Below are 25,572 nucleotides of genomic sequence, written 5' to 3'. Positions count from 1 at the left end.
CCGACCGGTCCGGGGCCCCACGCATGTGGTCTCACCCGCCTGCCAGCGCGAGCGTCCGACGGGCCGAGGCCACCACCGCCGCGTCGACGAACCGGCCGTCCGGCAGGGCCAGCGCACCCTCGTCCGCCACGGCCGCCGCCACGATCTCCGCCGCCGCCTCGATCTCCTGCGGCGTCGGGCGGAACGCCCGCTCGATGACCGGGAGCTGGCGGGGGTGGATCGCCGCCCGGCCCAGGAAGCCCAGTGCTCGGCCGTGCGCGCAGGACGTCCACAGGCCGTCCAGGTCCCGGACGTCCGGGAACACCGACTGGGTGGGCGGGGCGAGCCCGGCCGCGCGGGCGGCGACCACCACCCGGCTGCGCGACCAGTCGAGGCCGGCGTCGTCCCGTACCCCCAGATCGGCCCGCAGGTCCGCCTCGCCGAGGGCGATGGAACGCACCTGGGGATGGGACGCGGCCACCGAGTACGCGTGCTCGATGCCGAGCGCCGACTCCAGCAGCGGACAGAGCGCGACGCCCGGTGCCACGGCCGCGATGTGGTGGACCGACGCGGCGTGCGTGATCTTGGGCAGCCGGAGCTCGGCGAGGCCCGGCAGCCCGGCCAGGGCGATGACGTCCGCCTCGGTGTGGACCCGGACGTGGAGCGGCACGGCCAGGTCCCCGGCCGCCTCGGAGAGCAGCTCCGCGGTGGCCGAGCGCGCGTACTCCTTGCGGTCCGGGGCGACCGCGTCCTCCAGGTCCACGATCACCGCGTCCGCGCCCGAGGCCCGTGCCTTGCGTACCACTTCCGGCCGGTCCCCGGGAACGTACAGCCAGGTGAGCGGGACCGCCGCCGTCACAGGACGTGCTCCGCCCGCAGCGCCGAGATCTCCGGGCCCGACAGACCCAGCCCGGTGAGGATCTCCTCGGTGTCCGCACCGTGCGGCCGGCCCGCCCAGCGGATCGCGCCCGGTGTCGCGGAGAGCCGGAACAGCACGTTCTGCATCCGTAGCGGGCCCAGCTCCGGGTCGTCGACCTCGGTGACGGAGTCCAGGGCCCGGTACTGCGGGTCCTCCATCACGTCCTGGACGTCATGGATCGGCGCGATGGCCGCCTCCGCCTTCTCGAAGGCCGAGAGGGCCTCCTCGCGAGTGTGCCGGGCGACCCAGTTGCCGACCGCTTCGTCGAGCTCGTCGGCGTGCTCGGCGCGGGTGGTGCCGGCGGCGAACCAGGGCTCGTCGATCAGTTCGGCCCGGCCGACCAGGCGCATCACCCGCTCGGCGATCGACTGCGCCGAGGTGGAGACCGCGACCCAGTGCCCGTCCGAGGTGCGGTAGGTGTTGCGCGGGGCGTTGTTGCGGGAGCGGTTGCCGGTGCGCGGCTGGACGTAGCCGAGCTGGTCGTACCAGATGGGCTGCGGGCCGAGCACGGTCAGGATGGGCTCGATGATCGCCATGTCGACGATCTGCCCCAGGCCGGTGCGCTCGCGTCCGGCGAGTGCGGCCATCACGGCGTACGCGGTGGCCAGTGCCGCGATCGAGTCGGCGAGGCCGAACGGCGGCAGCGTGGGCGGCCCGTCCGGCTCCCCGGTGATCGCGGCGAAGCCGCTCATCGCCTCGGCCAGGGTGCCGAAGCCGGGGCGGTGCGCGTACGGGCCGAACTGCCCGAACCCGGTGACCCTGACCAGGACGAGGCGCGGATTGACCGCGTGCAGCTCCGTCCAGCCCATGCCCCAGCGCTCCAGTGTCCCGGGCCGGAAGTTCTCGATGATCACATCCGTTCGGGCGGCCAGCCGGAGCAGGATGTCGCGGCCGCCGGGCGTGGACAGATCGAGGGTCAGATTGCGTTTGTTGCGGCCGAGCAGCTTCCACCAGAGGCCGACGCCGTCCTTCGTGGGGCCGTGCCCGCGTGAGGGGTCGGGCCGGTGCGGATGCTCGACCTTGATCACCTCGGCGCCGAAGTCGCCGAGCATGGTGGCGGAGAGCGGACCGGCGAAGAGCGTGGCGAGGTCGACGACCCGCAGCCCGGTCAGGGGAGCCTGCGCGGGCGCGGTCATGCGGCGTCGATCTCGGTGCGGTACGGCATGGAGGTCGAGGCGCCCGGCCGCTGTACGCACAGTGCGGCGGCCGCCGACGCCCAGGCCAGCGCCCGGGGCACGGGCCGTCGTTCGCCGAGCGCGACGGCGAGGGTGCCGACGAAGGTGTCGCCGGCCCCGGTGGTGTCGACGGCGGTGACCTCGGGGGCGGGCAGGATGACGGGTTCGCCGCCCCGGGCCGCGTACAGGCAGCCCTTCGAGCCGAGCGTGATGACGACCGCGGGGACCTGGCTGAGCAGGTACTGCGCCGAGGCATGCGGGTCGGTGAAGCCGGAGAGCGCGGTCGCCTCGTGCTCATTGGGGATCAACAGGTCTACACAGTCGAGGAGTTCGGACGGCAGCGGCTGCACGGGCGAGGGGGTGAGGATGGTCCGGACGCCCTGGGCGTGGGCCACCCGGGCGCCCTCGATCACCGCGGACAGCGGCAGCTCCAGCTGGAGCAGCAGCAGATCGGCGCCGGCGATGGCGGCCATCTCGCCGGGGCCGAGGGCGGTGACGGTGCCGTTGGCGCCGGGGACCACCACGATGGAGTTGGCCCCCGTGCCGTCCACCACGATGTGTGCGGTGCCGCTGGGGCCCTCGACCGTGTGCAGCAGATCGGTGTCGATGCCCGCGTGCTCCAGATTCGACCGCAGCCGTACACCGTACTCGTCGTCCCCGACCGCGCCGATCATCGTCACCCCGCCGCCCGCGCGGGCGGCGGCGACGGCCTGGTTGGCGCCCTTGCCCCCGGGGACGGTGCGGAACTCCCGTCCGGTGACGGTCTCTCCGCGCCCCGGGGCCCGTTCGACGTATGCGACGAGGTCCATATTGGTGCTGCCGAGCACCGCGATGCCGGTCATGGGCACAGTGCCTCCTTGTGGGTGAGCCGGTGGGTCTGTTCGGCGAGTTCGTCGAAGCCGACGGAGTCGAAACCGGGGACGGACGAGGCGAGACGGTTCTTCAGCGGGGTGGTCCAGCGGTCGGGCAGCAGCGGAGGGGCCTTGGCCAGCAGCCCGGCGAGCGAACCGGCGGTCGCGCCGTTGGAGTCGGTGTCCCAACCGCCGGACACCGCCCGGCAGACGGAGAGCGAGAAGTCGCCGTCGGCATGGGTGAGGGCGGCGGCGAGCAGCGCGGCGTTGGGCAGCGTGTGGACCCAGTGGTACCTGCCGTACTCGGCGTGCAGCCGGTCGGTCACCGCGTCGAAGTCGGCGTTGTCACGGGCCGCCGCGATGCCGAAGCGCACCGCCCGCGCGAACCGCGACCGCGGTGGTACCACGCGCAGCCCGGTGGCCAGGCAGCCGTGCACATCGCTTGTTCCCCCGGCCGCCTCGGCGAGCGCCGCGGCGGTGAACATCGCCCCGTAGACCCCGTTGGCGGTGTGGCTGAGCACGGCGTCCCGATGGGCCTGTTCCGCCGCGGCCGCCGGGTCGCCCGGGTTGGTCCAGCCGTGCACATCGGCCCGGATCCGCGCGCCGATCCACTCCCGGAACGGATTGCGGTACCCGGCGGTGTGCGGGGGCTCGACGCCGTCCAGCAGATTGCGGTACGCGACCCGCTCGGCGGTGAACGTCCGGCCCGCCGGGAGTTCGTCGAGCCAGAGCCTGGCCAGATCGCCGGTGGTGAAGGACGGACCGTACCGCTGGATCAACAGCACAGTGAGCAAGGGGTAGTTGAGGTCGTCGTCCTCGGGCATGCCGTCGATGTTCTCGGCCAGCGAGTTGGGCGCGGAGCGACGGTTCCAGGGGTAGGTGGCGGCCAGCGGGGCGGGCAGCCCCTTGGCGGTGAACCAGGTGGTGAGCGGCCAGTTGCCGGTGGCGCGGGCCAGTGCGCGGATGCCTTCCAGCGGCAGCTTCTCGACGGGTTTGCCGAGCAGGCAGCCGGCTGCCCGGCCCAGCCAGGCGGCGTGCAGCCGGTCCCGGCTCACCGCCGGGGCGTCCGTCCGGGGCGCCGGCCAGTCGGGGCACGCCGCCCGGATCGCCGCCCGGTCCGTCGGCTCGTCCACCGCCGACGGCGACTCCAGCAGGGCGAGTTCGTCGAGCAGTCGCTCGGCGAGCGCCCGCAGTTCGGGTGCCGGCGGGGTGGACGCGCCCGCGCGCTCCGGGGCGGGGGCGCCGCCCGCCTCGTACCACCGGCGCGCGACGTCCCGGGCGTCCCGTCCGTCCTCGGCCGCCTGGCGCAGTTCGTGCCCGACCAGGTCCTCCGGCTGCACCCATGTCACCCGTACGGTCACGGCGCACCCACCAGCGCGGCGAACGCCGACTCGTGCGCGCGGCGCCGGGCCGTGTCCCGTACGAACACCTCGCGGGCCACGTCCGCCAGGGTCCGTGCGGGGGCGTGCAGATCGAGGCGGCTGGCCTCGGCGACCGTTCTCACCCAGTCGGCGGGGATCGCCCGCGCACCGTGCAGCGCCCCGGCGACGGCACCGCTCATGGTGGCGATCGAGTCGCAGTCCCGGCCGTAGTTGACCGAGCCCAGGACCGTGCGCCGGTAGTCGCCGTCCGCGACGAGCAGCATGCCGAGGGCGATCGGGAGCTCCTCGATGGCGTGCAGCCGGGAGGGTCTGCGGGCGCCGAGGGACGGGGCGCGGTAGTCGGGGCCGACCGTGTCGAAGGGGGCGACGGCGGTGCGCAGCGGGGTCAGCGCGGACTCGAAGTCGCTGTGGCCCGCGGCCGCTTCGCACACCGCTTCGATCGCCGAGCGGGTGCCGTCCTTGGCGAGCGACAGGCAGGTGTCGACGACGGTGGCGGGGGTCGCGCCCGGCGCGCAGGCGGCGGCGACGGCAGCCGCGAAGACCCCGGCCGCCTCCCTTCCGTAACTCGACTGGTGGGCGCCTGCGACATCCAGCGCCTCGGCGTACGCGGCCTGCGGATGGGCGGCGTTGACCAGGCCGACCGGGGCCATGTACATCGCCGCACCGCAGTTGACGATGTTCCCGGAGCCGGCCTCGCGCGGATCGACGTGGCCGTAGTGCAGCCGGGCGACGATCCACTTCTCGGCGAGGAAGATCCGCTGGAGCGGCAGCGCCTCGGCCTCCAGCTCCGGGATCCAGCGGGGACGCGAGATCAGCTCGGGCACGAGATGGCCGGCGACCGCGTAGGCGTCGAGGTGGTCGCGCACTTCGCCGTAGACCCGCACCAGCGCATGGGTCATCAGGGTGTCGTCGGTGACGTGCCCGTCGCCCTTGTGGTACGGGGCGATGGGGCGTGCGGTACGCCAGTTCTCGCCGTCCCACGGGCCCACGACGCCCTCGATCCGCCCGCCGTGGCGGGCCACGATCTGCTCGGGGGACCGGCCCTCCACCGGGCCGCCGAGCGCGTCGCCGACGGCGGCGCCGACGAGTGCGCCGGCGATCCGTTCATCGAGTGTGAGTGTCGTGGGTCCGGCCTCGGACAGCGTGGGCGTCATGGATGTCATGTCCGAATTGTCCACCCGGGGGCTTCGGTTCCGTGTCTGCCAGCAGCCCGGCGAGTTCGATGAGGTCGGTCCCCGCGAGACGGGGCAGCGCGCAGCCCGCGAGGGTGCGGCAGGCCTCGCGCCAGCCGTCCGGGACGGCACCGATCCCGCCGAGTGCACCGGTCAGCGCGCCGGCCAGGGCGGGCGCCGAGTCCGCCACCCGGGACAGGCACGCCGCCGCCGGAACGGCCTGGGCGATCCGGCCGCGGGCGGCGGTGGCCAGGGCGAGGGTGACCGGTACGGTCTCGGCGGCGGCGATCCCGTAGCTGTAGACGTGGTCGACGATCTGATGCTCCAGCACCGGGACCAGGGCGAAGGCGCCCGCCGCCTCGCCGACGAAGTCACGGGCGATCCGCACGGCGTCGGTGGCGTTGCGGGCGATCTCGGTGCCTTCGGGGAGCTGGGCGAGCGCGGCGTTCACCGCGACGTCCACGTCCGCACCGCCCAGCGCCTCGGCGATCGCCGCCGCCATCGCGCGGGCGCCGTGCACCCCGTCGCCGTCCTGGGTGTAGCGCGCGTCGAACTCGGCCAGGTCGGCGGCGGCCGCGGGGTCGGCGGGGTGGGCGACGGCGAGCACGGCGGCCCGTACGCAGGCCGCGTCGTCGAAGTAGTGCGGGTTGTCGTGGCCGGTGGCGGGCGGGCGGAGCCCGGCGGCGAGATTGCCGAGCCCGGCCCGTACCGAGATCCGGGCGCGCAGCGGGAGCACCGCGGACTCGACCTCGGGGGCGCGGGCGGCCGCCGCGGCGACCTCGGCGGCCAGCGCGTTCCAGGCGACGTCGATGGCGGCCCGCAGCCGGCGTCCGGGGGAGAGTCCGTGCAGCGGACCGGCCGCCGAGGTGAGCACGGTCCCGGCGGCGAAGGCCGCCCATTCGGCATCGTCGGAGGGCCCCAGCCGCAGTGGTTCGGGTGGCTGGTTGAGCGCGATGGGGACGGGCAGCGTGGTGGTGGCGTTCTGCTCGGCGAAGGTGTCGAGCTCCCGGGTGAGGCGCCGGGTCCACTCGGGCATCCGGGCCGCCCGGTGCCGGGCGGCGGGCCAACCGGCGGCATCACCGGCGGCGAGCCCGAGCAACAGCCCCTCGATCCGGGCCCGGTGCCCGACGACGGGCCGGGTGCGGAGCCGGGCGGCGGGGGAAGCGGGAGTGGAGGCGACGGAGCTGACGGGGGTGGCGGAGCCGGTGGGGGAGCCGGTGGGGGAGCGATGGGCGGCGGAGTGATGGGCGGCGGAGCCGACGGGAGTGGCTAGGCCCGCGGGGGTGGTGAGGTCGGCGGGGGCGGCGGGGGCAGCGGGGGTGGTGAGGTTGGTGGGGGCAGCGGGGGTGGTGCGGTCGGCAGGGGTGTTGGGGGTGGTGAGGTCGGCGGGGTTGTCAGGGGTGGTGAGGCCGGCGGGGGTGACGGGGGTGCAGGAGGTGTTGTGCGGGGGTGGTGGTGCGTCGGCGGTTGTACGCGGTTCGCTCCGGGGCTCGTCGTTCCGGCCCGCGATTCTGCTCCCTTCCCCTTCCCCTTCCCCGACCCCGATTCCGACCGCGATTCCGCTCCTGCTCCCGGTCCTGCTCCCGACCTCGCCCGTCTCGCCCGACCCCACCTCCTCCGCCTCGTTCTCCACTACGTCCTCCGCCTCCTCCGCCTCCTCCACCGCGTCCTCCACCTCGCCCTCCTCCGCCTCGTCCGGAGTGAGCAATTCCGCGATCTCCAGGACGTGGTGACCCCGCATCGTCGGCAGGCAGCTGCCCCGGACCGGGCCGATGGCGTCCCCCCAGTGCCGCGGAATCGCGGACGCCCCGTTCAGCGCGCCGGCCAGGGCCCCCGCCACCGCGGCCGTGGTGTCCGCGTCGCGGCCCATGTTGACCGCCGTCAGTACCGCCGTACGGAAGTCGCCGTGCGCCGCCGCGAACGCCCCGAAGGCCAGGCCCACCGCCTCCGGCGCCAGGTCCGTCCACGGGTAGCCGCCGACCACCACCGCCGAGCGCACCGCGCGTTCCATGGTGAGCCGGTCGGGGTAGCCGCGCTGTGCGGCCGCCACCGCTCGGCGGAGCGAACGCGCCGTCCAGGAGTCCATGGGGACGACCGACAGCGCGGCGGCGATCACCGAAGTGACCCCCGCGCCCGTCATCGCGGCGGCCACCCCGGCCGCCACCGCCTGGCCGCCGTAGATGCCCTCCCCGTCGTGGCTGACCCGCCCGTCCACCGCGACCAGCCGGGCCGCCTCGTCCGGCCGGCCGGCCGCGAAGACGCCGAACGGCGCCGCCCGCATCGCCAGGCCGTCGCTCCAGGCGTGCCGGTGCTGGGCGGAGATCGGGGCGGCGAGCCCCCGGCGCAGGTTCTCCAGCGTTCCCCGCTCGCTGAACCCGGCACCCCGGAACGGCCCCTCGTCGAGATCGGCGATCCACAGGTGCCAGGCCCGCTCCACATGGGTGACGGTCAGCGCGGAACCGTGCCGGGCGAGCAGCAGCCCGGAGAAGATCGCGTACTCGGTGTCGTCGGTGCCCGCGGGGTCGTCGCTCACGAAGCCCTCGATCCGGCCCCAGCGACGACGGATCTCCGAAGGCCGCAGATTCTCCGCCGGTGCGCCCAGCGCGTCCCCGACCGCGAGCCCGAGCAGTGAGCCGCGGGCCCGGTCGGCCAGTTTTCCCCGCGGCACCCGGCCCCTCACCGCACGCACCGGCATCCCCGATTCCGCGCCGCCGGTCCGCGGCTCCGCCGGATTTCCTGCGATCAGCTCCATCGCGTCGACCCTCCGCTCGCACCGAGCCAGTTCTCGTCCTGCTCGATATGTGCCACGCAGAGCCCGGACAGAGGCCGACAACCGCAACAAAAGGGCCAGTCGGATGACGGGTCAGAAGCACTGAGGAAGGCCGTACTTACCTGCTCACGGAGCGTGGTAAGTACGGCCTGCCTTGCTGGCGGGAGCCGTTTTTCGTGCGTACTTTCGATGGTGTTGAGCGGGGGCGGAGCGAGGGAAGCCCGCTGCCGGAGAAGGGGAGAGGCATGTCCATCATCGAGACCGACGCCGTACTGCACGAGGCGCACCGCGACAACCACACCCACCGTGATGTGAACGGTGGCTGGCTGCGTCCTGCGGTCTTCGGTGCCATGGACGGGCTGGTCTCCAACCTCGCGCTGATGACCGGCGTCGCGGGTGGTTCCGTCTCCCAGCAGACGATCGTGATCACCGGTCTGGCGGGCCTGGCCGCCGGCGCGTTCTCCATGGCGGCCGGCGAGTACACCTCCGTGGCCTCGCAGCGTGAGCTGGTCGAGGCCGAACTCGACGTCGAGCGGCGGGAGTTGCGCAAGCACCCCAAGGATGAGGAGCGGGAGCTCGCCGAGCTCTACGAGTCCCGTGGTGTCGAGCCGGGGCTCGCCCGCGAGGTCGCGCGGCAGCTGTCGCGCGACCCGGAGCAGGCGCTGGAGATACACGCCCGCGAGGAGCTGGGCATCGACCCGGGGGATCTGCCCTCGCCGCTGGTCGCCGCGGTGTCGTCGTTCGGCGCGTTCGCGCTGGGCGCCCTGCTGCCCGTGCTGCCGTATCTGCTCGGTGCGAGCGCGCTGTGGCCGGCCGTGCTGCTGGCGCTGGTCGGGCTGTTCGCCTGCGGCGCGGTGGTGGCCAGGGTGACGGCCCGCAGCTGGCTGTACAGCGGGCTGCGCCAGCTGGTGCTGGGCGGGGCCGCGGCCGCCATCACCTACGGACTGGGCACGCTGTTCGGTGTGGCCGTCGGGAGCTGACCGCACCCCGCACCCCGCGCCCAGCACCCCGGACGTCGACGGAAACGGGAGCGCCGGAGGGGACGGGAGCGTCGACGGGGATGGGAGCGTCGAAGGAACGGGCAGGCATACCCGCAGGCGGGGGTGCCTGCCCGTTCCGTGTCCGCCACCCGTGTGACGTACGTCTTGGTGAACATCCCTGGGCGGAACGGCCACCACGGGCTTAAAATGAGTCCCTATGCAGGGCTACACATAAGTAGCCGTTACCCGGCGGTTTCATTTCCCTTGCCGCCGGGCATGACCCGTAGACGCCGCAGGCAACGACGCCTGCTCTCTGCGGTCCCCCTCGGGCGCCGGTCCTCCGACTGCGACCCACCCCCACCGTCTCGGACGGTGTCCGCATGTTGGAACGAGCTATCCGCTTCTTGAGAAGCGCCCCATCATGTAACCTGCACCAAATTTCGCAGAGGGCCAACGTCGTCCCTCGGCACTGCACATGCCACGACGACGACGGGAGAGCCAATGCGCATCGACGCCTGGTCGCCCATGGACGGTCGCCCCGCCCAGCAGGGGATGTACGACCCCCGTAACGAGCACGACGCCTGCGGTGTCGGGTTCGTGGCCACTCTGACCGGTGTGGCCAGCCATGAGCTGGTCGAGCAGGCGCTGACCGTGCTGCGCAATCTCGAACACCGCGGTGCCACCGGATCCGAGCCCGACTCCGGCGACGGCGCCGGGATCCTCCTCCAGGTGCCGGACGCCTTCCTGCGCGAAGAGACCGCCTTCGAGCTCCCCGAGGCCGGTGCCTACGCCGTCGGAATCGCCTTCCTGCCCGCCGACGACTCCACCGAGGCCGTCCGCAAGCTGGAGAAGATCGCCGCCGAGGAAGGCCTCAAGGTCCTCGGCTGGCGTCAGGTCCCCGTCGCCCCCGGCATCCTCGGCAACGGTGCCCGCGCCACCATGCCCGAGTTCCGTCAGCTCTTCGTCGCGGACGGTGAGAGCACCGGCATCGTCCTCGACCGCAAGGCATTCGTGCTGCGCAAGCGCGCCGAGCGGGAGACCGGGGTGTACTTCCCCTCGCTCTCCGCCCGCACGATCGTCTACAAGGGCATGCTCACCACCGGGCAGCTGGAGCCGTTCTTCCCGGACCTCTCCGACCGCCGCTTCGCCACCGCGGTCGCCCTGGTCCACTCCCGGTTCTCCACCAACACCTTCCCGAGCTGGCCGCTCGCCCACCCGTACCGCTTCGTCGCGCACAACGGCGAGATCAACACGGTCAAGGGCAACCGCAACTGGATGAAGGCCCGCGAGTCCCAGCTCGCGTCGGGCCTCTTCGGTGCGGACCGGCTCGACCGGATCTTCCCCGTCTGCACCCCCGACGCCTCCGACTCCGCCTCCTTCGACGAGGTCCTGGAGCTGCTCCACCTCGGTGGCCGTTCGCTGCCGCACTCGGTGCTGATGATGGTTCCCGAGGCGTGGGAGAACCATGACTCGATGGATCCGGCCCGGCGCGCCTTCTACCAGTACCACTCCACGATGATGGAGCCCTGGGACGGCCCGGCCTGCGTCACCTTCACCGACGGCACCCAGGTCGGCGCGGTCCTGGACCGCAACGGCCTGCGCCCCGGCCGCTACTGGGTCACCGACGACGGACTCGTCGTGCTCTCCTCCGAGGTCGGCGTCCTGGACATCGACCCCGCGAAGGTCGTCCGCAAGGGCCGCCTCCAGCCCGGCAGGATGTTCCTCGTCGACACCGCCGAGCACCGCATCATCGAGGACGACGAGATCAAGGCCGCCCTCGCCGCCGAGCAGCCGTACGGCGACTGGCTGGAGACCGGCGAGATCGAGCTGGAGGACCTCCCCGAGCGGGAGCACATCGTGCACACGCACGCCTCCGTCACCCGCCGCCAGCAGACCTTCGGCTACACCGAGGAAGAGCTCCGCGTCATCCTCGCGCCGATGGCCCGCACCGCCGGCGAGCCGCTCGGCTCCATGGGCACGGACTCGCCGATCGCCGCGCTCTCCGAGCGCCCCCGGCTGCTCTTCGACTACTTCACCCAGCTGTTCGCGCAGGTCACCAACCCGCCGCTGGACGCCATCCGCGAGGAACTCGTCACCTCGCTGCGCTCCACGCTGGGCCCCTCGGGCAACCTGCTGGAGCCGACCGCCGCGTCCTGCCGCAGCGTCACGCTGCCGTTCCCGGTGATCGACAACGACGAGCTGGCCAAGCTGATACACATCAACGCCGACGGCGACATGCCGGGCATGAAGGCCGCCACGCTCTCCGGTCTCTACCGGGTCGGCGGTGGCGGCGAGTCGCTGGCCGCGCGGATCGAGGAGATCTGCACCGAGGTCGACGCCGCCATCGAGGACGGCGCCCGACTGGTCGTCCTCTCCGACCGGCACTCCGACGCCGAGCACGCGCCGATCCCGTCGCTGCTGCTCACCTCTGCCGTCCACCACCACCTCATCCGCACCAAGCAGCGCACCCAGGTGGGGCTGCTGGTCGAGGCCGGGGACGTCCGCGAGGTCCACCACGTCGCGCTGCTCATCGGCTACGGCGCCGCCGCGGTCAACCCGTACCTGGCCATGGAGTCCGTCGAGGACCTGGTCCGGGCCGGCACCTTCATCGAGGGCATCGAGGCCGAGCAGGCCATCCGCAACCTCATCTACGCCCTGGGCAAGGGCGTCCTGAAGGTCATGTCCAAGATGGGCATCTCGACGGTCGCCTCCTACCGGGGCGCCCAGGTCTTCGAGGCCGTCGGCCTGGACGAGGACTTCGTCGCGAAGTACTTCAACGGCACCGCCACCAAGATCGGCGGCGCCGGCCTCGAAGTCGTCGCCAAGGAAGTCGCCGCCCGGCACGCCAAGGGCTACCCCGCCTCCGGCATCTCCGCCTCGCACCGTGCGCTGGAGATCGGTGGCGAGTACCAGTGGCGCCGCGAGGGCGAGCCGCACCTGTTCGACCCGGAGACGGTCTTCCGCCTCCAGCACGCCACCCGCAACAAGCGCTACGACATCTTCAAGAAGTACACCGACCGGGTGAACGAGCAGTCCGAGCGCCTGATGACGCTCCGCGGCCTGTTCGGCTTCACCTCGGACCGCGAGGCGATCGACATCGACGAGGTCGAGTCCGTCTCCGACATCGTCAAGCGCTTCTCCACCGGCGCCATGTCGTACGGCTCGATCTCCCGCGAGGCGCACGAGACCCTCGCCATCGCCATGAACCAGCTGGGCGGCAAGTCCAACACCGGCGAGGGCGGCGAGGACGCCGACCGGCTCTACGACCCGGCGCGCCGCTCGGCCATCAAGCAGGTCGCCTCCGGCCGCTTCGGTGTGACCAGCGAGTACCTGGTCAACGCGGACGACATCCAGATCAAGATGGCGCAGGGCGCCAAGCCCGGCGAGGGCGGCCAGCTGCCCGGCCACAAGGTCTACCCCTGGGTCGCGAAGACCCGGCACTCCACCCCTGGCGTCGGCCTCATCTCGCCGCCACCGCACCACGACATCTACTCCATCGAGGACCTGGCTCAGCTGATCCACGACCTCAAGAACGCCAACCCGGCGGCCCGCATCCACGTGAAGCTGGTCTCCGAGGTCGGCGTCGGCACGGTCGCCGCCGGTGTCTCCAAGGCACACGCGGACGTCGTCCTGATCTCCGGCCACGACGGCGGAACGGGCGCCTCCCCGCTCACCTCCCTGAAGCACGCGGGCGGCCCCTGGGAGCTCGGCCTCGCCGAGACCCAGCAGACCCTGCTGCTCAACGGCCTGCGCGACCGCATCGTCGTACAGACCGACGGCCAGCTGAAGACCGGCCGCGACGTGGTCATCGCCGCACTGCTGGGTGCCGAGGAGTTCGGTTTCGCGACCGCGCCGCTCGTCGTCTCCGGCTGCGTCATGATGCGCGTCTGCCACCTGGACACCTGCCCGGTCGGCATCGCCACCCAGAACCCCGTCCTGCGGAGTCGGTTCTCCGGCAAGGCCGAGTACGTCGTCAACTTCTTCGAGTTCATCGCCCAGGAAGTCCGCGAGATCCTCGCCGAGCTCGGCTTCCGTACGATCGAGGAGGCCGTCGGCCACGCCGAGCTGCTCGACACCGACCGCGCGGTCACGCACTGGAAGGCGCAGGGGCTCGACCTGAAGCCGCTCTTCCACGTTCCCGAGCTGCCCGAGGGCGCGGTCCGCCACGCGCGGACCGAGCAGGACCACGGGCTCGCCAAGGCCCTCGACAACGAGCTGATCAGGCTCGCCGCCGACGCCCTGAACGCGGACAGCGCCGAAGCCGCCCAGCCGGTCCGCGCCCAGATCGCGATCCGCAACATCAACCGGACCGTCGGCACCATGCTCGGCCACGAGGTGACGAAGAAGTTCGGCGGCGCCGGTCTGCCGCAGGACACCATCGACATCACCTTCACCGGCTCCGCGGGCCAGTCCTTCGGCGCGTTCGTGCCGAGCGGCGTGACGCTGCGCCTGGAGGGCGACGCCAACGACTACGTCGGCAAGGGCCTCTCCGGCGGCCGGGTCGTCGTCCGCCCGGACCGCGGCGCCGACCACCTCGCCGAGTACTCCACCATCGCGGGCAACACCATCGCCTACGGCGCCACCGGCGGCGAGCTGTTCCTGCGCGGCCGCACCGGTGAGCGGTTCTGCGTCCGCAACTCCGGCGCCACGGTCGTCTCGGAGGGCGTGGGCGACCACGGCTGCGAGTACATGACCGGCGGGCACGCCGTCGTCCTCGGCGAGACCGGACGCAACTTCGCCGCGGGCATGTCCGGCGGTGTCGCGTACGTCATCGACCTGAACCCCGACAACGTCAACGCCGGCAACCTCGGTGCCGTCGAGACCCCCTCCGACGCCGACAGGCAGTGGCTGCACGACGTGGTGCGCCGTCACCAGGAGGAGACCGGATCCACGGTCGCCGAGAAGCTGCTTGCCGAGTGGGACACCGCCGTGACCCGCTTCAGCAAGATCATCCCGTCCACCTACAAGGCAGTGCTCGCCGCCAAGGACGCCGCTGAGCTCGCCGGTCTCTCCGAGCAGGAGACCACCGAGAAGATGATGGAGGCGGCGACCAATGGCTGACCCCAAGGGCTTCCTGACCACCGGGCGCGAGGTCGCCGAGACCCGCCCCGTGGGCGAGCGCGTCAAGGACTGGAACGAGGTCTACGTTCCGGGCTCGCTGCTCCCGATCATCAGCAAGCAGGCCGGCCGCTGCATGGACTGCGGCATCCCGTTCTGCCACAACGGCTGCCCGCTCGGAAACCTCATCCCCGAGTGGAACGACTACGCCTACCGCGAGGACTGGTCGGCCGCGTCCGAGCGCCTGCACGCCACGAACAACTTCCCGGAGTTCACCGGGCGGCTCTGCCCCGCCCCGTGCGAGTCGGCGTGCGTGCTCGGCATCAACCAGCCGGCCGTCACCATCAAGAACGTCGAGGTCTCCATCATCGACAAGGCGTGGGGCAACGGTGACGTCACCCCGCAGCCGCCCGAGCGGCTCTCCGGCAAGACCGTCGCCGTGATCGGCTCGGGCCCGGCGGGTCTCGCCGCCGCCCAGCAGCTGACCCGGGCCGGCCACACCGTCGCCGTCTACGAGCGCGCGGACCGCATCGGAGGTCTTCTCCGGTACGGCATCCCCGAGTTCAAGATGGAGAAGTCGCACATCAACCGCCGCATCGAGCAGATGCGCGCGGAGGGCACCAAGTTCCGCACCGAGACGGAGATCGGCCGCGACATCGACGCCGCCAAGCTCCGCCGCCGCTACGACGCGGTCGTCATCGCCGCGGGTGCCACCGTCTCGCGCGACCTGCCCGTCCCGGGCCGTGAGCTGAACGGCGTGCACTTCGCGATGGAGTACCTGCCGCTGGCCAACAAGGTGCAGGAGGGCGACCTGACGGTCTCCCCGATCACCGCCGAGGGCAAGCACGTCGTCGTCATCGGCGGCGGCGACACCGGCGCCGACTGCGTCGGCACCGCCCACCGCCAGGGCGCGCTCTCCGTCACCCAGCTGGAGATCATGCCCCGGCCGGGCGAGGACCGGAACGCCAACCAGCCCTGGCCGACGTTCCCGATGCTCTACAAGGTCACCTCCGCGCACGAGGAAGGCGGCGAGCGGGTCTACTCCGTCTCCACCACCCACTTCGAGGGCGACGAGGACGGCAACGTCCAGGCACTGCACCTGGTCGAGGTCGAGTTCAAGGACGGCAGGCCGGAGCAGAAGCCCGGCACCGAGCGGTCCATCCCCGCGCAGCTGGTCACCCTCGCCATGGGCTTCACCGGCACCGACCAGGCCAACGGCCTGGTCCAGCAGTTCGGCCTGGAACTCGACGAGCGCGGCAACGTCGCGCGCGACACGGACTACGCCACCAACGTCGGCGGAGTCTTCGTCGCCGGTGACGCCGGCCGCGGCCAGTCCCTCATCGTGTGGGCCATCGCCGAGGGCCGCTCCGCGGCCCGCGGGGTGGACCGCTTCCTGACCGGAGCCAGCGCCCTGCCGGCCCCGATCCGCCCGACGGACCGTTCACTGACGGTCTGATCACGGCACACAGACGTCCCGCACAACGGCGTGCGGAACTGAACGCGGCGCCTGCCCGTCCCCGACCGGACGATTCGGCAGGCGCCGTGGCGCGTCCGGGGCCGGTCCGCCCGGGAGGGGGGCTCACGGACCGCGGCCGTGAGCCCCTCATACCCCCTGGCGGCCCACCGCCCCGTTCTCCTACGATCAGGAGGGCATTCCACGGGGGAGGAGCATGCCCATGACTGCGCGCGGACGACGCCTGGAGCGGTCCGTCGCCTGGATCCTGAAGAACATCGACGTCGTCATCGCCGCGAGCGTCGCGCTGACCATCGGATTCCTGGACATCTTCGGCGACGTGATCTCCAGCGACGTGTCGTCCGGCGCCACGCTGGTGGTCCTCGGTGCTCTGGCACTCGGCTCGATCGTGGAAAGACTGCGCCAGCCGGCCGCGATCCAGGACGCGATGGCCGGCACCCGCCGCGCGCTGGAGGACCTCACCATGGTCCGCTCCCTCGCGGGCAACGAGGTCGCCGAGGCGCTGCGCACCGCCCGGCAGCACACCAACCTCTGGTACTTCAAGGGCGGTACCGGAACCTACCTGCGGGCCGTCACCCTGCCCCAGTGCGTCGCCACCGCCAGGGAGCAGCGCTCCCAGCTCACGATGAAGATCGACATCATCAACCCGGCCGACGAACGGATCTGCCAGGCGTACGCCAGGTTCCGGCAGATGTTCGCCGGCCAGACCATCACCGGGCACGCCGGACACTGGACGACCGACCGGGTCCGCAAGGAGTCGTACGCGACGGTCCTCGCCGCCTGCTGGTACCAGGGCAGACTCACCACCCTGGACATCTCGGTGCACCTCTCCGCCTCCGTGCCCACGCTCCGCTTCGACCTGTCCGAGTCCTGCCTGATCGTCACCCAGGACGACACCTCACGGGTGAACCTCATGGTGGAACGCCGGCAGCCGCTCTACGACTACTACGTCACCGAGCTCCACCAGAGCCGGGAACAGGCCGTCGCGATCCCGATCCGCACCGACGCACCACTGAGCGAGGAACCCACGGTCGACGAGACCCGCGGTCTCTTCGAGGCACTGGATCTGCCCCTGCCCCGCACGTTCACCGACAGCGACATCGGCGAAATCATCGTCAAGGCACTGCACGCGGAGGACCCCTACCGGAGGTGAGGCGCCGCCGGCGCGATCCCATGGACTACGACGAGCTGGAACGGGCCCTCCTGGACGGCGGCCGGAGCTCCACCGATGCCCGGGGCCACACCGTCGACGCGCTCACCGACGTCGCCACCGGCGTTCGCGCGCTGCGTGCCGTCCGCCATCCACTGGGCTTCCTCTGCCTGCCGGTGCTGCGCGACGGACCGCGGGGGATCTGCGTCCACCTCTTCGACCCGGGCTACGGCGCGGAACCGGACACCGCGGCGTGGCACGCCCACAGTTGGGAGCTGCGCAGTCACGTCCTGTACGGCAGGGTCGCCAATCTTCCGGTGCGGGTCAGCGCGGCCACCGCCCGGCCCACCCACCGGATATTCGAAGTGCGCAGCGGGCCCGGCGGCGTCGACGACATCGTGCCCACCACCGAACTGGTCCGCGGCGAACCGGGGCGCGCGCACATCAGCGGCCGCGGGGAGACGTACACGCTCACCGCGGGGGAGTTCCACGCCACCTCCGTCGCGGACCCGGCCCCGGCGGCCACGCTGGTGCTGGGCCGTTCGGTGCCCGGCGGCGCGGACCTGTCGCTCGGTCCCCTCGACGGCCCCGCGCGCACCATGACCCGCGGACTGTGCGACGAGCAGCAGACGACGGAGCTGGTCCGTACGGCACTCAGGAGGATCGATGGCCGCATCAGCGCCTGACCCGGACCCCGCCGGCCCGTACGAGTACGAACGGACGGTGGCGGTGGCCGCGGCCGAAGCGGCCGGGACCGTGCTCCGGGAGCACTTCCGGGCACCCATGACGGTCCGTACGAAGAGCGCGTCCGGGGACGTCGTGACCTCCCTGGACCTCGCGGCCGAGGAAGTGGTGCTCGGCAGACTGCGGCGGCACTTCCCGCACGACCGGATCCTGTCGGAGGAGGCCGGACTGCTCGACGGCGGCGGCCACCGCACCTGGCTGGTCGATCCGCTGGACGGCACCAACAACGTGGCCATCGGCCTGCCGGCCTGCGTCGTCGGCATCGCACTGTGCGTGGCCGGAGCGCCCGTGCTCGGCGTGATCCACGAACCGCTCACCCGTAGCACCTGGCACGCGGTCTCCGGCCGGGGCGCGCACGGCGGGTCCGGCCCGCTCACCGGCCCGGACGGAACCCTGCCCGCCACCGGACCGGTCATCGCCTGGACCCAGGGGTACGCGGTGGGCCGGGCCGACGCCGCCGCCACCGGACTCCGCAGACAGCTGGAGCTGGGATGCCGCCGGGTGCTCCAGCTGTGGGCCCCGCTGCTGGGCTGGAGCATGCTGGCCCGGGGCACCATCGACGGATTCGTCGGATACCGCGCCGAGGGCCTCGACCTGCCCGCCGGGGCGCTGCTCGCCGCCGAGTCGGGGGTGCGTCTGCGGACGCTGCGCGGAGAGGTGCTCCGGCCCGAGGACACCGCACAGGGCGAGGGACACAGCTTTGTCGCCGCTCGCGCCGACGCGCTCGACTACTTGCTCGCACAGGTGGATTCGGTGCCCCGCCCGGAGCTGCCCGGCAGCCTCTGAGACCTCAGCGGACCAGCGCCAGCGCGCACGTGGTGGCGAGCGTCACCGTCACCGACAGCACCAGACCGGTCAGCACGAAGCGCCCGGTGCGGATCCGGGTCCCGTGCCACCGGCACCGCTCGAACCACAGCAGGGTCGCCAGCGACGCCCACGGGGTGATCACGGGCCCCGCGTTGACCCCGACCAGCAGCGCGAGCAACTGGTCGTGGTTGGCCACCGGGATGACCGCCTCGCCCGCCACATAGGCCGGAAGGTTGTTCAGCACATTGGACAGCCCCGCGCCCACGCCGGCCGAGCGCAGCATGCCCACGAAACCGTCGTCCGATCCCAGCGCCCGTTCCAGCAGATCGTGCAGACCGTGCACGCTGACCGTCTCCACCACCAGGAACATGCCGGGGACCAGCACCAGCAGCCGCCACGGGACCAGCGACAGCCGCACCTCCTCCCGCCGCCGCACCGCGAAGGCCGCCACCACCACCAGCATCGCGACCAGCGAGGCCGACCACAGCGGTACGTCCACGACCAGGATCGCCAGCAGGAATCCACCGCACGCCACCGAGCAGATCCGCAGCAGCACCGGATCGTCCGGCGCGGGCACCGCGGGCGGGACGTACCGGTCCGCGCCCCGCCGGCCGCGCCGCCAGTAGAAGATCCACAGACACAGCGACGTCACCCCGACCGACACCAGCTGGGGCAGCCACATCACCGCCGCCAGCCCGGACGGCGACAGCGCCACCCGGTCCGCCGCCAGCAGATTGGTCAGGTTCGAGACCGGCAGCAGCAGGCTCGCGGTGTTCGCCAGCCACACCGTCGTCATCGCCAGCGGCACCGCCGCGATGCCCACCCGTGCCGCCAGCGCCAGCATCACCGGAGTGAGCAGGACCGCGGTGGTGTCCAGGTTCAGGGTGATGGTGGTGAGCGAGGCGAAGACCACACAGAGCCCGAAGAGCAGCGGATACCGGCCCCGGCCGGCCCGCGCCACCCAGGACGCCACCACATCGAAGACCTGGGCCCGGCCCGCCAGCTCGGCCAGCACGATCACGGTGGCGAGAAACGCCAGCAGCGGACCGATGCGCCGCATCTGCTCGGCCGCCGGACCGGCGGGCAGCAGCCCGGTCGTCACCGCCACCACTCCCAGCACGAGCAGCCCGCCCGCGAGCCAGTCCAGCGGATGCAGCCGCCGCACGACCGACCGCGCACCGGTGCCTTCGGACTGCCCGTCACGCAGACGCCGCAGGGAGAGATCTCTTACCATGGACCCATGGTGGCAGACGGTGAACTGGGTTTATCGGCAAGTGAGTTCGATTTCTTCATCAGCTACTCCCCGGCCGACGAACAGTGGGCCGCCTGGATAGCGTGGTCGCTGGAATCCGCCGGATACCGCACCGTCGTGCAGGCCTGGGACTTCGTCCCCGGGACCAATTTCATCGACTACATGGACCGTGGGGTCAGCGAGTCCGCCGCCGTCATCGCCGTCCTCTCCCGCCACTACGAACGCTCGACCTACGGCCGCATGGAATGGCAGGCCGCGCTCCGCGCGGCCCCCGAGGACCCGGAACGCCGGCTGCTGACCGTACGGGTCGACGACATCCCGATCGAGGGGCTCCTGGCCACCATCACCTACGTGGACCTGGTCGGGGTCGACGATGCCGACACCGCGCGCTCCCTGCTGCTGACCCGGGTGGGGCAGGCCATGGACGGCCACGCCAGGCCGGCCCGCCGCCCCGGATACCCCGGCTCGGGACCCGGCCGGCCGGCCACCGGACCGGACCCGTATCCCCCCGGCCCGAACCCCCTGGCCGCCCGCACCTCCGGCCGGTCGTCGGGCCGCCGCAGGCCCGCCCGGGCTCCCGGATTCCCGCCCGCCGCGGCGGCGGCCGCGGCCCGCGAGACGGTCACCGTCCTGCACCTCGCCGGCCCCGACTTCGGGCGCGGCCGGGAACCCGACACCCTCAGCCGGCAGATCCGCGGCGACATCGTCGAACTCCGGGACGCCGGAGCACCCGCCCCCGATCTGCTGGTCGTCACCGGCGACCTCACCGCCTCCGGCAGCCCCCGCGAATGCGACCAGGCACTCAGCTTCCTCACCGCGGTCCGCTCGCAACTCGACCTGCCGCCGCAACGGGTGATGGTGGTTCCCGGCGCACAGGACGTGAACCAGGCCGCCTGCCGCGGCTACTTCCACAGCTGCGAGGCGGACGAGGTCGCGCCGCAGCCCCCGTACTGGCCCAAATGGCGCCACTACACCCGGCTGTTCCGCAGCCTGTACCACGGGCTGGACGTCGTGTTCGACAGCGATCAGCCCTGGACCCTGTTCCCGGTGCCCGAACTCAACACGGTGGTCGCCGGGTTCAACTCCTCCATGGCCTTCAGCCACCGCCCCGACGATCAGTACGGCTCCGTCGGCCGCGACCAGGCCGCCTGGTTCGCCGACGCGCTGCGCGGCTACGAGGAGCAGGGCTGGCTGCGCCTCGGGGCCCTGCGCCACCCGCTCACCGCCGCCCGCCACCGCGCCGACGCCGCCGGCGGCCCCGGCCCGCTGCGCGACGCGGACGCCCTCGCCCGGCTGGCCGGCCCCCGGCTCAACCTGCTGCTGCACGGCCCCACCGGAGGCCCCCGCACCACCGACGCCGAACCGGCCCACCACACCGTCACGGCGGGCTCCGGCGAACTGCCCGTGTTCGGCGCGGCCGCCCCCGCCGGCTTCCAGCTCCTGCAGATCGCCGCGGACGGCGTCACCCGCTGGGACGGCCGCAGCGCCGCCACGGACCCCGTCCGGATTCCCGGATCATGGCGCGGTACCGGCCGGGTCTTCCCGGCCGGCGACCCGGCCGCCACCGCCCCGACGGCACCCGACTTCGACCAGCCGGCCGCCGACGCCTCCGGAGACTCGCTCACCGACCGCGTCAAGGAGATCTGCCGGGCCCGCAGGGACGGCGTGCTCCTGCGCGACATCCCCCGCCGCCACCCCGCCGACATGGCGCAGATCATGGCCACCTGGCAGGAGGACGGAGTGGTGCGCCAGCAGCGCATCGCCGTCCACCCCACCACCCCCACCGAACCCGAACTCGACCGCTTCGTCGCCCGGGCGCACGCCGCCGGACCGGCCACCGACGCCACGCTCGTCTACGCGGGCGACGCCCCGGACCCCGCCCTGCGCGAGCGCGCCGCCTCCCGGTCCGTCCGCATCCGGCTGCGCAGCTTCATCGAGTTCCAGGGACTGCTGGACCTGCGCGAGTACGTCGCCGCCCAGACCGCCCGGCTGAACAGCAGCGAGCAGTACCCGCCCGCCCGCTACCTGCCCCAGCGCTACCGCGACGCCGACCGGTCCGAGAACGCCGAACACCACGGTCTCGTCGAGGACCTCATCGACCTCCTGGAGAGCGACCAGGGACGGTTCCTGCTGCTCCTCGGCGACTTCGGCCACGGCAAGACCTTCGCCCTGCGCGAACTGGCCCGGCGCATCCCCGAACAGCTTCCCCACCTCATCCCGCTGCTCATCCCGCTCAACGCCCTCGACCGTGCCCACAGCCTCGAAGGCCTGGTCGCCGCCCACCTCGCGGGCCACGGCGTCGACACCATCGACCTGCGGGCACTGCGCTACATGCTCGCCCAGGGCCGTGTCGTCCTGCTCTTCGACGGCTTCGACGAACTCGTCAACCGGGTCAGCTACCACCGCGCCGCCGACCACCTTCAGGTCCTCCTCGACGCGGCGGTGGACCGGGCGAAGATCGTCGTCAGCAGCCGCACCCAGCACTTCAAGTCCCACGACCAGATCCTCACCGCCCTCGGCGAACGCGTCGGACTGCTGCCCCAGCGCCGGATTCTCGCCGTCCAGGGCTTCACCCCCGACCAGGTGCGCTCCTACCTCGTCCGGGTCTTCGGCGACGAGGAGATCGCCGAGCAGCGCTTCCAACTGCTGTGCAACATCCCCGACCTGCTCGCACTGTGCGGCAACCCGCGGCTGCTCTCCTTCGCCTCGCTGCTCAGCCAGGACCGGCTGCGGGCCGTCGCGGGAGCGGGCCACGCGCTCAGCCCCGCCCGGCTCTACGAAGACGTCTTCACCTCCTGGATCGACCACGAGGAACGGCGTGGCCAGGGCGGGGCCGGCGCGGCACCCGGCCTCGGCGCCGCCGCCCTGTGGTCCGCCGTCACCGCGCTCGCCCTGCACCTGTGGGAGTCCGGCCGGACCGCACTGCGCCTGGACGAACTGGCCGAGACCGTGGCCACCGCCCTCGGCGGGCTCACCGCCCCGGAACTCCGGAGCGCGGCCCTCTCCTCCGACGAGCAGGCCCAGGCGGTCGGCGCCGGCAGCCTGCTGGTCCGCAGCGACGACGGAGTGTTCCAGTTCATCCACGGCTCCGTACTCGAATGGCTGGTCGCCAGGGAGGCCGCGAACCGGCTGGGCGAGGGGGACGACAGGCTGCTCGCGGCCCGCCCGTTCAGCCGCCTCGCCATCGAATTCCTCTGCGACCTCGCCGACCACGAGATCTGCGCCGGCTGGGTCCGCGACACCCTCGCCCCGGACGGTCCCGCCGTGAGCGAGGCGGCCCGCGGCAACGCCCTGCGCGTCGGCGACCGGCTCCGGGTTCCGGCCGGCGCCGATCTGCGCGGGGCCAGGCTGGCCGGCGAGGACCTGTCCTACCGGGACTTCTCGGGAGCCGACCTGTCCGGAGCCGTCCTGACCGATGCCCGGCTCACCGGGACGGACCTGTCCGGCGCCGTGCTCCGCGACGCCACCCTCGCCGGGGCCAGGCTCGACCACGCCGGCCTCGCCGGGGCGGACCTCACGGGCGCCGACTTCACCGGCAGCAGGCTCACCCGCGCCGACCTCACCGGCGCGGACCTCGCGGGGAGCCGCTGGAACCGGGCCGCGCTGATCGCCCCGGTCTGGGACGAGCCCGTACGGACGGCCCCCGAACTGCGGGTCGCGGCCATCGCCCCCGGCATGCCCGTCGAAGCCGGCTACCGCCCGTCCGCGGTCGGCGTGCCCTACGGCTTCGACACCCGGACCAGCAGGCTTCCGGAGCCCATCGCCTTCAGCCCCGACGGAGAGATCCTCGCGGTCGGCAGCGAGGACGGCGGCGTACTGATCTGCGACGCGGAGACCGGCATGGCCCTGCGCACGCTCCAGGGGCACTCGGGCCGGGTGTACGCGGTGAAGATCGCCGGAGACACCATCGCGACCGGCTGCTCCGACGGCACCGTACGCCTGTGGGACCCGGTCTCCGGGGCCTGCCGCCACCGGCTGGACGTACATCCGGGCGGGGTGTGGCCGGTCGTGCTCGACCGGGACGGCACCCTGCTCGCCACCGGCGACCGCGAGGGCATGGTCACGGTCTGGTCCGTGGCCACCGGCCGGCCGGTGCACCGGCTGCCCGGACACACCGCTCCCGTCTACACGGCCGTCTTCTCACCCGGCGGGGACACCCTGATCACCGGGGACGCGGCCGGCCGCGTCCGGCGCTGGAACCTCTCCGACGGCGTCTGCGAGGGAGAGCTGACCGGCCATCGGGGAACCGTGTACCGGGCGAGGTTCAGCCCCGACGGCACGCTGCTGGCCACCGCGGACCAGGGTGGCCCGAACGGCGGCACGGTCCGGATATGGCGGGCCGACGACGCCCGGCTGCTGCACACCTTCACCGGCCACACCGGGCGCGTCTACGCCCTCGACTTCCACCCCGAGGGGAACCTGCTCGCCACCGGCGACACCGACGGGCAGGTCCGGCTCTGGGACCCGGTCGTCGGCACGCCCGCGGGCGTCATGGAACGCTGCACCGGCGCGGTCTACGTGGTGCTGTTCGACCCCACCGGACAGCTGCTCGGCTCCTGCGACAGCGACGGCAAGGTCCGGCTGTGGAAGGTCTCCGGCCAAGCGCGCACGGGCCGCACCGTCACCCTCCACGACCGGCAGCCCACCGCGCACCGGGGCTCCGCCTGGGCCTGCGCCTTCCGCCCCGGGGACCGCAGGCTCCTGACCGTCGGCAACGACGGCGGCGCCCAGATCTGGGACGCCGACACCGGGCAGGGCCGCCGCATCCTGCGCGGCCACGGCCGCCGGGTCACCGGGCTCTCCTTCAGCGCCGACAGTTCGCTGCTCGCGGCGACCGGCAACGACGGCGCCGTACGGCTGTGGGAGACCCGGACGGGTCAGTGCGCCGACGAGCTGACGGGCCGCAGCAACCACCTCGTCTCCGCCTTCTTCAGCCCTGCCGAGGACATCCTCGCCACCGTCAGCAACGACGGCGACATCCATCTGCGCAGCGCCGTGGGCGGGGCTCATCTGCGTGAACTGGACGCCGAGACCGAGCACATCTGGGCCGGGGCGTTCAGCGCCGACGGCACCCTGATCGCCACCGCGAACGACGACGACACCGTCCGCCTCTGGTACCGCTCCACCGGGGCACCCGTCGTCACCCTCTCCGAGCACCGGGGCAGGGTCAGGTCCATCGCCTTCGGCACCGGCGGCCCGCCCACCCTCGCCACCGGCTGCGACGACGGAGCCGTCCGTCTGTGGCGGGCCGACACCGGCGAACTCCTGACGGAACTGCGCGAGCACACCGACCGTGTGTACGGGGTGGCCTTCGGCGGCGACGGCACCTGGCTGGCCACGGCGGGCTGGGACGGCCTCGCGACCGTCCGGCGGGACGGCACCCCGACGCTGCGGCTGACCGGTCACACGGGCAAGCTCTGGACCGTCGCCGCCCACCCGGTGCGGCCGCTGCTCGCCACGGCGGGCGACGACCGCACGGTCGGCCTGTGGCACGCGGAGACGGGCGAACGGCTCGGGCTGCTCACCGGCCCCACCGGCCGGATCCTCTCGCTCGTGTTCAGCCCGGACGGCCGCACCCTGGCCGGCGCCGGCGCGGACGGCACCGTACGGCTGTGGGACCTGCCGCCGGACGGCTCGGTCCCGGTCCCCACGGCCACGCTCATCGGGCTGCCCGGCGGCTGGGCGACGCTGACCCCGGCGGGCGGCTACAAGTACGACGGGGACGCCGCGGGGGAATTCTGGCATGTGGTGGGCATGACCCGGTTCGCCCCCGGCGAGCTGGACGCGCACCTGCCCGGAGTGCACCGGCTGGCGCCGGGCGAGCCGCTCCAGGGTCCTCACCCGAGCTCCTGAGGCGCG

Annotated in this window: 14 protein-coding genes and 1 pseudogene; 7 read left to right on the top strand and 8 right to left on the bottom strand. The window is 72.8% G+C overall.

What is annotated here, in order from left to right; genetic code table 11:
- Positions 1-31: 31 nt before the first annotated feature.
- The 7 genes and pseudogenes from ACGF8B_RS14100 to ACGF8B_RS14070 form a co-directional block, all read right to left on the bottom strand.
- Complete coding sequence (locus tag ACGF8B_RS14100) at positions 32-838, bottom strand: HpcH/HpaI aldolase/citrate lyase family protein (protein ID WP_392737842.1); 807 nt, start codon at positions 836-838, stop codon at positions 32-34.
- The gene (locus tag ACGF8B_RS14095; protein ID WP_392737840.1) at positions 835-2,034 is read right to left on the bottom strand and encodes a CaiB/BaiF CoA transferase family protein; all 1,200 of its coding nucleotides are present in this window, start codon (positions 2,032-2,034) and stop codon (positions 835-837) included. The genes ACGF8B_RS14100 and ACGF8B_RS14095 overlap by 4 nt, the downstream gene beginning before the upstream one ends.
- A complete protein-coding gene (gene rbsK / locus ACGF8B_RS14090) occupies positions 2,031-2,915 on the bottom strand; it encodes a ribokinase (protein WP_392737838.1) in 885 nt (294 codons plus the stop codon). The genes ACGF8B_RS14095 and rbsK overlap by 4 nt, the downstream gene beginning before the upstream one ends.
- The gene (locus tag ACGF8B_RS14085; protein ID WP_392737836.1) at positions 2,912-4,285 is read right to left on the bottom strand and encodes an ADP-ribosylglycohydrolase family protein; all 1,374 of its coding nucleotides are present in this window, start codon (positions 4,283-4,285) and stop codon (positions 2,912-2,914) included. Before ACGF8B_RS14085 ends, rbsK begins: the two co-directional genes overlap by 4 nt.
- Complete coding sequence (locus tag ACGF8B_RS14080; protein WP_392737834.1) at positions 4,282-5,469, bottom strand: ADP-ribosylglycohydrolase family protein; 1,188 nt, start codon at positions 5,467-5,469, stop codon at positions 4,282-4,284. Before ACGF8B_RS14080 ends, ACGF8B_RS14085 begins: the two co-directional genes overlap by 4 nt.
- Positions 5,411-6,589, bottom strand: a complete 1,179-nt coding sequence (locus tag ACGF8B_RS14075) for an ADP-ribosylglycohydrolase family protein (protein ID WP_392738347.1) — start codon at positions 6,587-6,589, stop codon at positions 5,411-5,413. The genes ACGF8B_RS14080 and ACGF8B_RS14075 overlap by 59 nt, the downstream gene beginning before the upstream one ends.
- 735 nt (positions 6,590-7,324) lie before the next feature.
- Positions 7,325-8,173 (bottom strand): annotated as a pseudogene (locus tag ACGF8B_RS14070) (ADP-ribosylglycohydrolase family protein); the annotation flags it as partial.
- A 320-nt stretch (positions 8,174-8,493) separates the two neighbouring features.
- Here ACGF8B_RS14070 and ACGF8B_RS14065 point away from each other — a divergent pair.
- From ACGF8B_RS14065 to ACGF8B_RS14040, 6 genes are all read left to right on the top strand, one after another.
- On the top strand, positions 8,494-9,228 hold the full coding sequence (locus ACGF8B_RS14065) for a VIT1/CCC1 transporter family protein (protein WP_266420601.1): 735 nt from the start codon (positions 8,494-8,496) through the stop codon (positions 9,226-9,228).
- A gap of 501 nt (positions 9,229-9,729) precedes the next feature.
- Positions 9,730-14,289 carry a glutamate synthase large subunit gene (gene gltB / locus ACGF8B_RS14060; protein ID WP_392737831.1) on the top strand — a complete coding sequence of 1,520 codons (4,560 nt, stop codon included), beginning with the start codon at positions 9,730-9,732 and terminating at the stop codon, positions 14,287-14,289.
- Complete coding sequence (locus tag ACGF8B_RS14055; RefSeq protein ID WP_392737829.1) at positions 14,282-15,742, top strand: glutamate synthase subunit beta; 1,461 nt, start codon at positions 14,282-14,284, stop codon at positions 15,740-15,742. The genes gltB and ACGF8B_RS14055 overlap by 8 nt, the downstream gene beginning before the upstream one ends.
- Before the next feature lie 220 nt (positions 15,743-15,962).
- The gene (locus tag ACGF8B_RS14050; protein WP_392737827.1) at positions 15,963-16,913 is read left to right on the top strand and encodes a hypothetical protein; all 951 of its coding nucleotides are present in this window, start codon (positions 15,963-15,965) and stop codon (positions 16,911-16,913) included.
- A complete protein-coding gene (locus tag ACGF8B_RS14045; RefSeq protein ID WP_392737825.1) occupies positions 16,910-17,596 on the top strand; it encodes a hypothetical protein in 687 nt (228 codons plus the stop codon). The genes ACGF8B_RS14050 and ACGF8B_RS14045 overlap by 4 nt, the downstream gene beginning before the upstream one ends.
- On the top strand, positions 17,577-18,440 hold the full coding sequence (locus ACGF8B_RS14040) for an inositol monophosphatase family protein (RefSeq protein ID WP_392737823.1): 864 nt from the start codon (positions 17,577-17,579) through the stop codon (positions 18,438-18,440). The genes ACGF8B_RS14045 and ACGF8B_RS14040 overlap by 20 nt, the downstream gene beginning before the upstream one ends.
- A gap of 4 nt (positions 18,441-18,444) precedes the next feature.
- Here the strand turns inward: ACGF8B_RS14040 and ACGF8B_RS14035 are convergent, their stop codons facing one another.
- Positions 18,445-19,695: an SLC13 family permease gene (locus ACGF8B_RS14035; protein WP_392737821.1), complete on the bottom strand. Its 1,251-nt coding sequence runs from the start codon at positions 19,693-19,695 to the stop codon at positions 18,445-18,447.
- 6 nt (positions 19,696-19,701) lie between these two features.
- On the opposite strand from ACGF8B_RS14035, the gene ACGF8B_RS14030 reads away from it, so the two are divergent.
- Positions 19,702-25,566, top strand: a complete 5,865-nt coding sequence (locus tag ACGF8B_RS14030) for a TIR domain-containing protein (protein WP_392737819.1) — start codon at positions 19,702-19,704, stop codon at positions 25,564-25,566.
- Positions 25,567-25,572 lie beyond the last annotated feature (6 nt).

The sequence above is a fragment of the Streptomyces sp. NPDC047917 genome, from assembly GCF_043204345.1.
Taxonomy (GTDB): Bacteria; Actinomycetota; Actinomycetes; order Streptomycetales; family Streptomycetaceae; genus Streptomyces; species Streptomyces sanglieri.
This window is presented reverse-complemented; position numbering and strand designations above follow the sequence as displayed.

What these genes read in the sequence shown, in the direction of transcription:
- ACGF8B_RS14095 (WP_392737840.1), bottom strand. Translation starts at nt 2,034, where the DNA reads ATGACCGCGCCCGCGCAGGCTCCCCTGACCGGGCTGCGGGTCGTCGAC.
- rbsK (WP_392737838.1), bottom strand. Translation starts at nt 2,915, where the DNA reads ATGACCGGCATCGCGGTGCTCGGCAGCACCAATATGGACCTCGTCGCA.
- ACGF8B_RS14080 (WP_392737834.1), bottom strand. Translation starts at nt 5,469, where the DNA reads ATGACATCCATGACGCCCACGCTGTCCGAGGCCGGACCCACGACACTC.
- ACGF8B_RS14065 (WP_266420601.1), top strand. Translation starts at nt 8,494, where the DNA reads ATGTCCATCATCGAGACCGACGCCGTACTGCACGAGGCGCACCGCGAC.
- gltB (WP_392737831.1), top strand. Translation starts at nt 9,730, where the DNA reads ATGCGCATCGACGCCTGGTCGCCCATGGACGGTCGCCCCGCCCAGCAG.
- ACGF8B_RS14055 (WP_392737829.1), top strand. Translation starts at nt 14,282, where the DNA reads ATGGCTGACCCCAAGGGCTTCCTGACCACCGGGCGCGAGGTCGCCGAG.
- ACGF8B_RS14050 (WP_392737827.1), top strand. Translation starts at nt 15,963, where the DNA reads ATGACTGCGCGCGGACGACGCCTGGAGCGGTCCGTCGCCTGGATCCTG.
- ACGF8B_RS14040 (WP_392737823.1), top strand. Translation starts at nt 17,577, where the DNA reads ATGGCCGCATCAGCGCCTGACCCGGACCCCGCCGGCCCGTACGAGTAC.
- ACGF8B_RS14035 (WP_392737821.1), bottom strand. Translation starts at nt 19,695, where the DNA reads ATGGTAAGAGATCTCTCCCTGCGGCGTCTGCGTGACGGGCAGTCCGAA.
- ACGF8B_RS14030 (WP_392737819.1), top strand. Translation starts at nt 19,702, where the DNA reads ATGGTGGCAGACGGTGAACTGGGTTTATCGGCAAGTGAGTTCGATTTC.